Annotated in this window: 9 protein-coding genes; 4 read left to right on the top strand and 5 right to left on the bottom strand. The window is 72.6% G+C overall.

All coding sequences use genetic code 11. The annotated features are described in order from the left end of the window. Positions 1 to 11: 11 nt before the first annotated feature. A complete protein-coding gene (locus ACIHAA_RS04915) occupies positions 12 to 806 on the bottom strand; it encodes an SDR family oxidoreductase (RefSeq protein ID WP_399813728.1) in 795 nt (264 codons plus the stop codon). A 335-nt stretch (positions 807 to 1,141) separates the two neighbouring features. Between ACIHAA_RS04915 and ACIHAA_RS04910 the strand changes: the two genes are divergently transcribed. From ACIHAA_RS04910 to ACIHAA_RS04900, 3 genes are read left to right on the top strand one after another with little or no spacing between them, the layout of a single operon-like run. Continuing rightward, complete coding sequence (locus ACIHAA_RS04910) at positions 1,142 to 3,019, top strand: glycoside hydrolase family 15 protein (protein ID WP_399813152.1); 1,878 nt, start codon at positions 1,142 to 1,144, stop codon at positions 3,017 to 3,019. After that, positions 3,016 to 3,936: a cyclase family protein gene (locus ACIHAA_RS04905; RefSeq protein WP_399813726.1), complete on the top strand. Its 921-nt coding sequence runs from the start codon at positions 3,016 to 3,018 to the stop codon at positions 3,934 to 3,936. Before ACIHAA_RS04910 ends, ACIHAA_RS04905 begins: the two co-directional genes overlap by 4 nt. 9 nt (positions 3,937 to 3,945) lie before the next feature. Further along, positions 3,946 to 5,559, top strand: coding sequence for a GMC oxidoreductase (locus ACIHAA_RS04900; RefSeq protein ID WP_399813150.1), 1,614 nt, complete (start codon positions 3,946 to 3,948; stop codon positions 5,557 to 5,559). A 75-nt stretch (positions 5,560 to 5,634) separates the two neighbouring features. Here ACIHAA_RS04900 and ACIHAA_RS04895 read toward each other — a convergent pair whose 3' ends face one another. The 4 genes from ACIHAA_RS04895 to ACIHAA_RS04880 are packed head-to-tail and all read right to left on the bottom strand — an operon-like array spanning position 5,635 to position 10,469. Next, positions 5,635 to 6,777 carry an XdhC family protein gene (locus ACIHAA_RS04895; RefSeq protein ID WP_399813147.1) on the bottom strand — a complete coding sequence of 381 codons (1,143 nt, stop codon included), beginning with the start codon at positions 6,775 to 6,777 and terminating at the stop codon, positions 5,635 to 5,637. Beyond that, positions 6,770 to 8,911: a xanthine dehydrogenase family protein molybdopterin-binding subunit gene (locus tag ACIHAA_RS04890; RefSeq protein ID WP_399813144.1), complete on the bottom strand. Its 2,142-nt coding sequence runs from the start codon at positions 8,909 to 8,911 to the stop codon at positions 6,770 to 6,772. The genes ACIHAA_RS04895 and ACIHAA_RS04890 overlap by 8 nt, the downstream gene beginning before the upstream one ends. Then, a complete protein-coding gene (locus tag ACIHAA_RS04885; RefSeq protein ID WP_399813142.1) occupies positions 8,908 to 9,900 on the bottom strand; it encodes an FAD binding domain-containing protein in 993 nt (330 codons plus the stop codon). The genes ACIHAA_RS04890 and ACIHAA_RS04885 overlap by 4 nt, the downstream gene beginning before the upstream one ends. After that, positions 9,897 to 10,469, bottom strand: a complete 573-nt coding sequence (locus tag ACIHAA_RS04880) for a (2Fe-2S)-binding protein (RefSeq protein ID WP_399813140.1) — start codon at positions 10,467 to 10,469, stop codon at positions 9,897 to 9,899. Before ACIHAA_RS04880 ends, ACIHAA_RS04885 begins: the two co-directional genes overlap by 4 nt. A gap of 283 nt (positions 10,470 to 10,752) precedes the next feature. On the opposite strand from ACIHAA_RS04880, the gene ACIHAA_RS04875 reads away from it, so the two are divergent. Continuing rightward, positions 10,753 to 11,331, top strand: coding sequence for a TetR/AcrR family transcriptional regulator (locus ACIHAA_RS04875; RefSeq protein ID WP_399813137.1), 579 nt, complete (start codon positions 10,753 to 10,755; stop codon positions 11,329 to 11,331). The last annotated feature ends 87 nt before the right edge of the window (positions 11,332 to 11,418 follow it).

Raw genomic sequence — 11,418 nt, 5'->3', positions numbered from 1 at the left:
CTCCCGGCGGGTCAGCCGCCCGTGGCGAAGCCGGGGAACAGGGTCATCCCGCCGTCGACGTAGAGGGTGGCGCCGACGACGTAGTCGAGCAGGTCGGAGGCGAGTACGGCGACCGCGCGGGCGATGTCCTCCGGTTCGCCCACCCTGCCGTAGGGGATCAGGTTCAGCAGGCTCGCCTCGGCCTGCGGGGTGTCCCAGGCGCTGCGGTTGATGGGGGTGCGGATCGCGCCGGGCGCGACGGCGTTGACCCGGATCCGGTGCGGTGCCAGCTCCTGGGCCATGGTCTCCATCATCATCAGGACACCGCCCTTGGAGGACGCGTAGTTCACATGTCCGGCCCAGGGGATGATCTGGTGCACCGAACTCATGCAGATGATCTTCCCGGCGGAGGACGACACCTCGGGGACCACGCCCCGGCGCAGGAATTCCTTGGTCGCCTCGCGCGCGCACAGGAACTGCCCGGTGAGGTTGACGTCCAGGACCTTCTGCCACTGGGCGAGGGTCATGTCCGTGAGGGCGGCGTCCCGCTGGAGACCGGCGTTGGCGACCAGGATGTCGAGGGTGCCCATCTCCTCCACCATGCGGGACACCATGCCCACGACCTGGTCCTCCTGGGAGACATCCGCCTCATGGGCGTAGGACCGTACGCCGAAGCCCTCGATTTCCCGGACCACATCCTGCGCGGAGTCCGCATCGGCGACATAGTTGACGACGACATCGGCGCCCACCCGGCCGAGGCCGATGGCGGTCGCTCTGCCGATCCCGGAGTTGGCGCCGGTGACCAGCGCCTTCTGCCCCTTCAGCAGCGGAATGCCGCCGGTCTTCAGGGCCTCTTCCACGCTGGTGCCCACGCTCGCCTCCCGTCGCCGGGGTCCCGGAACCCGGCCGGGACCGCCTCGGCCCTCCGGCCGACCACCCCCGACGACACCACCTCGGGCGGCACGCGGCGCGCCGCGAAACCCGACTCGGCCGCGCCTTCACTCCTTCGGCGCCCGGAAGAACGCCGTCCTACGGGCTGCGGGGCGGCTTGGAGGGGCCCCGTTCGGCGGGTCCGCGGCGGGCTGCGGGGTGGTGTGCGTGACCGTCCGGGGGCGCCCGGACTCGCCGCGCGCGGCCTCACCCCATGGCTCACATTGGGAGCATGGATCGCTATCCGCCGATCGCCGATCACGGACTGGTGGGTGATCTCCAGACCGCCGCCCTGGTCTCCGCGCGCGGTGTCGTGGACTGGTTCGCCGCTCCGCGGTTCGACTCGCCGAGCATCTTCGCGGCCCTGCTGGACCACGACCGCGGGGGCCACTTCCGGCTGGCGCCGGTCGGCGGGGACGGCGGCAACTGGCGGCAGCTGTACTACCCGGACAGCGCGGTGCTGGTGACCCGGTTCATGTCGGCGGACGGTGTGGGCGAGGTCATCGACTGCATGCCCGTCCACCAGCCCCACCGGGCCGGCGACCGCCACACCCTGGTCCGGGCCGTGCGGACCGTGCGGGGCACGGTCCGCTTCGCCCTGGAGTGCCGCCCCCGGTTCGACTACGCGCGGGCCGAGCACACCCTCGAACTGGGCGAGAACGCCGCGTCCTTCCACTCCCCCGCCATCGCCGCCCATCTCCGGAGCACCTTTCCGCTGCGGCGCGACGGGCAGGACGTCACCGGAGAGGTGACCCTGCACGAGGGCCAGGTCGCCGCCGCGGTCTTCACCGTCTGCGAGCCCGGCGGTCCCCCGCCCCCGCAGCCCACCGCGGAGCAGGTGTCCGGCGAGATCTGGAAGACCGTCGGCTTCTGGCAGCGCTGGGTCCGCACCTGCCGCTACCGGGGACGCTGGCCCGACATGGTGCACCGCTCGGCCATCACCCTCAAACTGCTCACCTACGCGCCCACCGGAGCCCCGATCGCCGCGGCCACCATGGGCCTGCCGGAACAGATCGGCGGGGAGCGCAACTGGGACTACCGCTACACCTGGATCCGGGACGGCTCCCTGTCCGTGCGCGCCCTGCTCGACCTGGGCTTCGTCGAGGAGGCGAACGCCTTCGTCCGCTGGCTGGGAGACCGGCTGCACGACCAGGCGGGCCCCGACGGGGAACCGCTCCAGATCATGTACCGGGTGGACGGGGACCCTCATCTGCCCGAGGAGATCCTCGGGCATCTGGAGGGCTACCAGGGCTCCGCACCGGTCCGCGCCGGAAACGGCGCGGCCGACCAGCTCCAGCTGGACATCTACGGGGAGGCCCTCTACGCGTTCGCCGAGAGCAGCAACATCGGCACCCATGTCGGCTACCACGGCTGGAAGGGGCTCGGCCGCACCCTGGACTGGCTCGCCGAGTCCTGGGACCGGCCCGACGAAGGCATCTGGGAAACCCGCGGCGGACGCAGGGACTTCACCTACAGCCGGGTGATGTGCTGGGTGGCCTTCGACCGCGGGCTGCGGCTGGCCCAGGACTGGCGCCGCCCGGCGGACACCACGCGCTGGACCACCGCCCGCGACACCATCCTCGACCAGGTCATGGAGCGCGGCTGGAACCAGCGGAAACAGGCGCTGGTCCAGCACTACAACAGCGATGTCCTGGACGCCTCGCTGCTGCTGCTCCCCCGGCTGGGCTTCCTCGCCCCGCTCAGCCCCGCGTGGCTGACGACCCTGGACGCCATCGACCGCACCCTGGTCTCGGACAGCCTGGTCTACCGCTACGACCCCGGCGCCTCACCCGACGGACTACGCGGCACGGAGGGGACCTTCAGCCTCTGCACCTTCCTCTATGTCGACGCCCTGGCCCGCTCGGGCCAGCTGGCCAAGGCGCGCTACACCTTCGAGAAGATGCAGACCTATGCCAACCACGTCGGCCTGTTCGCCGAGGAAATCGGCCCCGGCGGCGAGCAGTTGGGCAACTTCCCGCAGGCCTTCACCCATCTTTCGCTGATCATGGCGGCTTCCTCTCTCGACGACGCCCTGGACGAGGCCGCCGACCGGCCCGTCCTCCCGCCGGAAGACGAGGAGTCACCTCCGTGGCGCATCACACCGGTATGAGCGATCCGCCCGCCCTGGGGCCGGACGGCTTCCGGGCGCTGTACCGGCGTCTGCGGGCGGCCGGTCCCTCCCCTCGCGGTGCCCTGGACCGCATCACACCCGAGCTGGTGCGGCAGGCGGCCGGTGAGGTCCGCAGCGGGCGTACGGTGTCGATGGCCGCCCCGGTGGAGACCCGGCAGGAGCCCGACGACCCCGACCCGGCGCGGCACTGGCTGACCGCCCCGGTCCCGCCCGCCTCGGCCGCCGAGGGGCTGCACTTCGCCCTGGACCGGCTGGCGATGAACATCCACGGCGACGCCGACAGCCATCTGGACGCGCTGTGCCATGTCATCTGGGAGGGAACCCTCTACGGCGGCACCCCGCTGAGCGCCCTCACCACCTACGGGGCCACCGCGCTCTCCGTCGACCTCGCCCGCGACGGGATCACCGGCCGGGGAGTCCTGCTGGACATCCCGGGGTTGTACGGGGTGCCGTGGCTGGAGCCCGGCGCCCAGGTGACCGCCGAGGACCTGAGGGCCGCGGAGGCCGCGCAGAATGTCCGCGTCGGCCCGGGGGACCTGCTGTTCGTGCGGGTCGGGCACCGGCGGCGGCGCAGGGCCATGGGGCCCTGGGACGCCGCGCAGGCGCGGGCCGGTCTGCACCCGGGCGCGCTGGAGTTCCTCGCGGAGCGGGAGGTCGCGGTCCTGGGCTGCGACAGCAACAGCGACGCCGCGCCCGGCACGATCCCCGGGGTCGCCTTCCCCGTCCATGTGCTCGCCATCCATGCCATGGGGGTCCATCTGCTGGACTATCTCCAGTTCGAGGACCTCGTGCCGCTCTGCGCCGAGCGGGGGCGCTGGTCCTTCCTGTGCGTGGTCGCACCGCTCAGGATCCCGGGGGGCACCGGCAGTCCCGTCAATCCGATCGCGATCCTGTGAAGGGGGCCCATGTCCGAGGACCGGCACTACGACGTCATCGTCATCGGATCCGGCGCGGGGGGCGGCACCCTCGCCCACCGGCTGGCGCCCACCGGCGCGCGCGTCCTCATCCTGGAGCGCGGTGACTACCTGCCGCGGGAGCGCGACAACTGGGACTCCTCCGCCGTCTTCGTCCGGGCCAAGTACCGGGCGCCCGAGGTCTGGTACGACCGGCACGGCCAGGCCTTCCCGCCGGAGGTGAACTACTACGTCGGCGGGAACACCAAGTTCTTCGGCGCCGCCCTCTTCCGGCTGCGTCCCGAGGACTTCGGGGAGCTGCGCCACCATGACGGCGTCTCTCCCGCCTGGCCCCTGGACTACACGGACTTCGAGCCCTACTACACCCGGGCCGAGCATCTCTACCGGGTGCACGGCCGCCATGGCGAGGATCCCACCGAGGGGCCCGCGAGCGCCCCCTACGCCTTCCCTCCGGTCCGGCACGAGCCCAGGATCCAGCGGCTCAGCGACGATCTGGAGAAGCAGGGCCTGCATCCGTTCCATCTGCCCATCGGGGTCGATCTGGTGCAGGACGCGCAGGGCCGTCCGACCGCGGACGGGTCGTGCATCCGCTGCGACCGGGTGGACGGCTTCCCCTGTCTGCTGCTGGCCAAGTCGGACGCCCAGGTCATCTGTGTCGATCCCGCGCTGCGCCACGACAACGTCACTCTGGTCACGGGCGCCACCGTGCGGCGGCTGGAGACGGACGGCAGCGGACGCACCGTCACCGCCGTCGTCGCGGAACACGCCCCCGCGGAGCGGGACGGCACCGCCGGTCCCGCGACCGTGCGCTATCACGGGGACATCGTGGTGGTGGCGTGCGGGGCGGTGAACTCCGCCGCCCTGCTGCTGCGTTCGGCCTGCGACCGGCATCCGGACGGGCTGGCCAACGCCTCGGGCGTGGTCGGCCGCCACTACCTGCGCCACAACAATCTGGCCCTGATGGCGGTGTCGCTGGAGCCCAACGACACCCGGTTCCAGAAGACACTGGCGCTGAACGACTGGTATCTGGGCGCCGACGACTGGGAGTACCCGCTCGGCGGCATCCAGATGCTCGGCAAGTCGGACGCCGAGCAGATCCGCGGTGAGGCTCCGCACTGGGCGGCGCTGGCGATGCCGGATCTGCCGTTCGAGACGCTCGCCCACCATGCGGTCGACTTCTGGCTCTGCGGCGAGGATCTGCCCCGCCCCGAGAACCGGGTCACCGTGGACCGCGAGGGCTCCATCCATCTGGCCCTGGACGAGGGGAACAACATCGCCGGGGTGACCCGACTGCGGCACAGACTCCAGGGAATGCTGGGCAGTCTGGGCATGCACCGGCACCATCTGCTGCCCCGTCATCTCTATCTGCACAAGGGCATGCCCATCGGCGCCACCGCCCACCAGGCCGGTACCGTCCGCTTCGGGGACGATCCGCGCACCTCGGCGCTTGACGTCCACTGCAAGGCCCATGACCTGGACAACCTCTATGTGGTGGACACGAGTTTCTTCCCGAGCATCGGCGCGGTGAACCCGTCCCTGACCGCGATCGCCAACGCCCTGCGCGTCGGCGACCACCTCGCCGAACGCCTCGGCGTGAACGGGTGACGCACCGCTGCGAAACGCCGACCGCCGACCCGTCGTTCGGACCTCCGCCGGGCGGGGCGGGCGCTTGTCGGCTCCTCAGGCGGCCGCCACGCTGCCTATTCCGCCGTTGTCGTGGTGGATGGGTGTTCCCGAGCCGGTCAGCGGGGTGCCGGTGCCTCCGCGCCGGGCGGCCACGATCTCCGCCGCGATCGACAGGGCGGTCTCCTCGGGCGTACGCGCGCCCAGGTCGAGGCCGATCGGCGACCTCAGCCCGGCCAGCTCCCGCCCGCTCAGGCCCGCTTCACGCAGCCGTCGGATGCGGTCCTCATGGGTACGGCGGGAGCCCATGGCCCCGACATAGGCGACCGGCATCCGCAGGGCCGCCTTCAGCAGCGGCACATCGAACTTGGCGTCATGGGTGAGCACACACAGCACGGTGCGTCCGTCGGTCGCGGTGCGTTGCAGATAGCGGTGCGGCCAGTCCACCACGATCTCGTCGGCCTCCGGAAAACGGGCCCGGGTGGCGAAGACGGGACGGGCGTCGCACACGGTCACGTGATAGCCGAGGAACGACCCCGTCCGGACGAGCGCCGCCGCGAAGTCGACCGCGCCGAAGACGATCATGCGGGGTCTGGGCAGGCTCGACTCGACGAACAGGGTGAGACCGCCGGGGCAGTGCGAGCCGTCCTCGGAGAGGGCGACCGTGCCGGTGCGGCCGTTCTGCAGCAGGGCCCGGGCCTCGGCCGCCGCCGTCCGGTCCAGCTCCGGGTGGCCGCCGAGGCCGCCTTCCCGGGCTCCATCGGGGCGGACCAGCAGGGGCGCGCCGAGGAGTCCGGCGGGCCCCCGGACGATCCGGGCGACGGCCACCGGCTCACCCCGGGCTACCGCCGAGAGCGCCGTATGGACGACCGCGGCGGCGGACGAGCGCGCGTCGACCGGGGTCACCAGGACATCGATGACTCCGCCGCAGGTCAGGCCCACGGCGAAGGCGTCCTCGTCGCTGAAGCCGAACCGTTCGAGGACGGTCTCGCCGTCGCTCAGCGCCTGGACGCACAGGTCGTACACCGCTCCCTCGACACAGCCGCCGGAGACCGAGCCGATGACCGCCCCGTCCTGGTCGACGGCGAGGGCGGCGCCGGGGCCGCGCGGGGCGCTGCCGCCGACGCCCACGACGGTGGCCACGGCGAAGGACCGGCCCTCGGCGCACCAGCGGTTCAGCTCCTCGGCGATGTCAAGCACGGCTTGCCCCGTCCCCGTCAGGGAGGCCCGCCAGGACGCGGTCGGGCCGGATGGGCAGGTTCCGGTGGCGGACGCCCGTCGCGTGCCAGACCGCGTTGGCGATCGCCGCCGCGGCGCCCACGATGCCGATCTCGCCGACGCCCTTGATCCCGACCGGGTCGTCCGGGTCCGGGTCGTCGATCCAGTGCGCCTCGATCTCGGGCACATCCGCGTGGGTGGCGACGTGATAGCCCGCGAGGTCGGCACCGACGGTGCCGCCCGAGGACCGGTCGCGTACGGCTTCCTCGTGCAGGGCCATGGAGATGCCCCAGACCATGCCGCCGACGAACTGGCTGCGCGCGGTGAGCGGATTGACCATCCGTCCTGCCGCGAAGACGCCGAGCATGCGCCGCACCCGCACTTCACCGGTGGCGGCATCCACCGCGACCTCGGCGAACTGCGCCCCGAAGGAGTGCCGTTCCTTGCTCGCGAGGGCTCCGACGGCCGCGGAGGTGTCCGAGCGCACCGTCACCCCCTCCGGGGGGACGGCCGCCCCCGGGACGAGCCGCTCCCGCAGCTCACCCGCCGCGGTCAGGACGGCCCAGGCCCAGGAGCGGGTGCCCATCGAGCCGCCGGCGATCATCGCCGGACCGAAGTCGCTGTCCCCGACCCGCACCCGGATGCGGTCCGGCGCCACCTCCAGGGCGTCCGCGGCGACCAGGGTGAGTGCGGTGCGCGCGCCCGTTCCGATGTCGGCTGCGGCGATGCGGACGGTGAAGGTGCCGTCCGGCTCCGCGGTGAGGGCGGCGGTGGACGGTGCGGCTCCCACCGGGAAGGATGCGGCGGCCGTGCCGGTGCCGAGCAGCCAGCGCCCGTCGCGGCTCCTGCCGGGACGGGGGTCCCGGTCGGCCCAGCCGAAACGGCGGGCGCCCTCACGGAAGCAGCCGAGCAGGTTGCGGCTGCTGAACGGCAGTCCGGACACCGGGCCCCGCTCGGGTTCGTTGCGTACGCGCAGTTCGATCGGGTCGATGCCGCACTTCCCGGCGAGTTCGTCGAGCGCCGCCTCCAGTGCGAAGGATCCGGGGGCCTCGCCGGGCGCCCGCATCCAGGTGGGGGTCGGCACATCGAGACGCAGGACCCGGTTGGCCGTGTGATGGGCGTCGGCGTCGTACATCACCCGGGCCGGTCCGGCGCCCGGCTCGACGAACTCGTGCACGGTGGAGGTGACGCTGAGGCACTGGTGCTCCAGGGCGCGCAGCCGCCCGTCGGCGTCGGCACCGAGCCTGACCCGCTGGGTGGTGGGGCTGCGGTAGCCCGCCAGGGAGAACATCTGACGTCGGGTCATGACGACCCGGACGGGGCGCTGGAGGACGGTCGCGGCCATCACGGCGGCCACCTGGTGGGCGCGGACGCCCTTGCTGCCGAAGCCGCCGCCGATGTGCTCGGAGCGCACCCGCACCGCGGCCGGGTCGAGCGAGAACAGTTTGGAGAGTTCGCCCGCGACCCAGGTGGTGCCCTGGTTGGAGTCGACGACGTCGAGTCGTCCGCCGTCCCAGTGGGCCGTCGCGGCATGCGGTTCCATCGGGTTGTGGTGCTCTTCCGGGGTGGTGTACTCCGCGTCCACGACGACGGCGGCCGCGGAGAGCGCGGACTCCAGGTCGCCCTTCTCCGCCACCCCGGGCATATGGCCGTCCAGCGGATACGCCTCCGGGCGCCCGGAGTGGAAGGCGATGTCGTGCGGCTCCTGCTCGTAGTGCACCGCCAGCGCTTCGGCGGCCTCCCTGGCCTGCTCGGAGGTCTCGGCGACGACCAGGGCGACCGGCCAGCCCAGGTGCGGCACGCGCTCGTGCTGGAAGAGGGCCACGCTCGGGTCCGGCGGGGCGCCGAGCATGCCGATGTAGTCGCTGTCGACGCGCGGGGCGTTCTCGTGGTGCAGGACGGCGAGGACTCCGGGCATGGCGAGGACGGGTGCGGTCTCCAGGGAGCGGATGCGGCCGCGGGCCACGGTGGACAGGACCAGCCAGCCGTGGGCGAGTCCGGTGAAGGGGATCTCGCCCGCGTAGCGTGCGGCTCCGGTGACCTTGTCCCTGCCCTCCAGCCGGGTGTGCGCGGTGCCGACGAAGCCGCGCCTGGTGGTGGTCGTGGTGGTGGTCATCGGGCGGCCTCCGCTGCGAGTTCGGTCAGCACGGCCACCACGAGATTGCGCAGCAGTGTGACCTTGTATCCGTTGTGGGGCAGCGGCCTGGCCGCCGCCAGTTCGGCGTCCGCGGCGGCGGCGAACGTCTCGGCGTCGGCCGGTGCCCCGGTCAGCAGCCGCTCGGCCGTCCGGGCCCGCCACGGCCGGGACGCGACCGCGCCGAAGGCGAGACGCACCTCGCCGACGGTCCCGTCCCGGACGTCGAGCGCGGCGGCGAGGGAACCGATGGCGAAGGCGTACGAGGCGCGCTCGCGCACTTTGCGGTAGCGGGAGCGGGCGGCGACCGGGGCGGGCGGCAGGGTGACTCCGGTGACGAGCGCCCCCGGTGGCAGAACGGTCTCCCGGTGCGGGGAGTCACCGACGGGCGGATAGAACTCGGTGAGCGGCAACTCCCCCGGCCCGTCGGACGTTTCATACGACACCACCGCGTCGAAGGCGGTCAGCGCCACGCCCATGTCGGACGGATGGACGGCCACGCAGTGCTCGGAGGCGCCCAGGATGGCGTGGTTGTGGTGCTCGCCCTCGACGGCGGGGCAGCCGCTGCCGGGGAGCCGTTTGTTGCAGGGGCGGGTGACATCGGTGAAGTAGCCGCAGCGGGTGCGCTGGAGGAGATTGCCGCCGACCGTGGCCATGTTGCGCAGTTGGCCGGAGGCACCGGCCAGCACCGCCTGGGCCAGGGCCGGGTAGTGCTCGCGGATCGCGGGGTGGGCGGCGAGGTCGCTGTTGGTGACGGTCGCGCCGATGCGCAGCCCGCCGTCCTCGGTCGGCTCGATGCGGTCCAGGGGGAGTTCCCGGACGTCGACGAGGCGGGAGGGCCGTTCGACCCCGGTCTTCATCAGGTCCACGAGGTTGGTGCCCCCGGCGAGGAAGCGCGCGTCCGGGTCCGCGTCGAGCAGCGCGACCGCACCGGCGACGTCGGACGCCCTCCGATAGTCGAACTCCCTCATGCCGCCGCCTCCGCCGTCTCGTCGCCCTCGGCCCGGACGGCGGCCGCCTGGGCGACGGCCCGGACGATCGACACATACGCTCCGCAGCGGCACAGGTTGCCGCTCATCCGCTCCCGGATCTCGTCGTCCGTGAGCGGCGGAGGGCCCGCGGCGGGGCGGACGTCGTCGGTGGCGGCGCTGGGCCAGCCTGCCGCGTGTTCCTCGATCACCGCGATGGCCGAGCAGATCTGCCCCGGTGTGCAGTAGCCGCACTGGTATCCGTCGAGGTCGAGGAACGCCTGCTGCACCGGGTGCAGCCGCTCCCCGTCGGCCACCCCTTCGATGGTGGTGATCTCGCGCCCCTCGGCGGCCACCGCGAGGTGCAGACAGGAGACCGCCCGCCGTCTGTCGAGCAGGACGGTGCACGCTCCGCACTGCCCCTGGTCGCAGCCCTTCTTCGTGCCGGTCAGATCGAGGCGCTCGCGCAGTGCGTCGAGCAGGGTGGTGCGGTGGTCGACGGTCAGCGGGTACTTCTCACCGTTGATGTTCAGGGTGATGGCGCTGTACGTCGACGTGGGGGCTGGGGCCATGATCAGCCTTCTTTCGGGGATCCGGTGGTCGGAAGGCATTCGAGGTGGGGGGTCCGGCGGGCGGAGACGGCGGGGCGCGGAGGGGGCGCTCGCACGGGCGAGGCGCATCGGAGGCGTACACGGTGGGGGCGGGTGGGCCGTTGAGAGGGCCCGCCGTTCCCGCCGACCGCGTTCGCCGCTAAGGTGGGAGTGAAACGGACAGCTGTCCGCTACAGCACGAACGTAACGGACAGCTGTCCGCTTAGCAAGACCGGGTTCGGTCTGTAACCCGGAAGGAGGACGCGTGCAGCAGAAGAAGGACGCCCCCCAGCGCTCGGACGCGCAGCGCAATCGCGGACGCATCCTGGAAGTGGCACTCGCCGAACTGACGAGTTCCGCGGAGACCCCGCTGAGCGTGATCGCCCGGAAGGCGGGCGTCGGGCAGGGCACCTTCTACCGCAACTTCCCCAATCGCGAGGCACTCGTCCTGGAGATCTACCGGTACGAGATGCACCAGGTCGCCGACAGCGCGACCGAGTTGCTCGGGAGCCGGGACCCGGACCGGGCCCTGCGGGAATGGATGGACCGCCTCGCCGAGTTCGCCATGGCCAAGGCCGGACTGGCGGATGCGATCCGCCAGGCCACCAGCGCCCCGGACAGCCCGGGGAAGCCGGGGCACGCCCCGGTGTCCGCGGCGGCCGAACTCCTGCTCCGCGCCGCCGAGGACGCGGGTGCCATCCGCCCCGGAGTCACCGCGGACGACTTCCTGCTGGCCATCGCCGGACTCTGGCAGATCGACCCGCACGGCGACTGGCAGCCGCGGGTCGCCCGGCTGCTGGACCTGGTGATGGACGGTCTGCGCGCGGGAGCCGCGGGACACTGACGGGACACTGAGCGGCCCGCCGCGGCCGGCGGAGCCAGGAGGCCACGCCACCCCGCCGCGGTCGGCGGGGCAGGGAGGGCCACTTGC

This window comes from Streptomyces sp. NPDC052040, assembly GCF_044548405.1.
Classification (GTDB): Bacteria; Actinomycetota; Actinomycetes; order Streptomycetales; family Streptomycetaceae; genus Streptomyces.
Note: the sequence above shows the minus strand (reverse complement) of the source record. Positions and strands in the feature narration are given on the sequence as shown.